Genomic DNA, 739 nt, shown 5'->3' on the forward strand with positions numbered 1-739 from the left:
GGTTCATGACGCGCTTACCTGCTATCTCACTTAGTTTGATGTACTTTGTTTCTAAAGGTAAATCTAACAAACCTAAACGCAAAAACTCTGGCTTTACATCCACTTCTGGCAACTCGTTCAATGAAAACCACCTAAACTCAAGATCGACGCCAGACTCAATACCACGAAAAGGTTCGTTCAATGGAAATCTATGAGGTTCGCTTAGTTGAACAAAAAAATAGTTAGCGATTTCATGATACTTTTTATTTGCATGTTCAAAGAAACTTTCAACGTGCCAAAGATGCTTCTTAACAGACGACTCTACCCCTAACTCTTCTAGTAGCTCTCGATTCAATGTAGCATCTGAGTTTTCGAAAAACTCAACTCTACCACCGGGAAGCGCCCAAAAAGAATCTCCGACAACTCTATGTAATAACACATGATTATCATGAACAATAACGGCAGCACTTCGAAAGTTAAATCGAGCATCACCTTGATCAAATCTCAACATTTTTACTCCTTGTAGCATAACGCCTTCTATATGACTCTGCGCCGCATTTTACGCCCATATAATGCAGACTTTCACCTATCACTTCAATTTGTAATCAATAAGTTAGTGACCACATTGAGAGGTTAGACTGCTAAGTGAAGCATAATTTCTAGATGTACTGAATTCGGATAACTTTTTGTAGGGTAAATTGCCATTAACAGGATATGAATGAGTTCTTGTTCTAGCTGATAAAGGGGCATTTTCGAGCTA

Annotated in this window: 1 protein-coding gene; it reads right to left on the bottom strand. The window is 38.4% G+C overall.

What is annotated here, in order from left to right; genetic code table 11:
* On the bottom strand, window positions 1-490 hold a 490-nt coding region (locus tag AB4496_RS20140; RefSeq protein WP_372131741.1), incomplete at its 3' end, for an NUDIX hydrolase.
* Window positions 491-739 lie beyond the last annotated feature (249 nt).

The organism is Vibrio sp. 10N.222.46.A1 (assembly GCF_041473595.1).
Classification (GTDB): Bacteria; Pseudomonadota; Gammaproteobacteria; order Enterobacterales; family Vibrionaceae; genus Vibrio; species Vibrio tasmaniensis_A.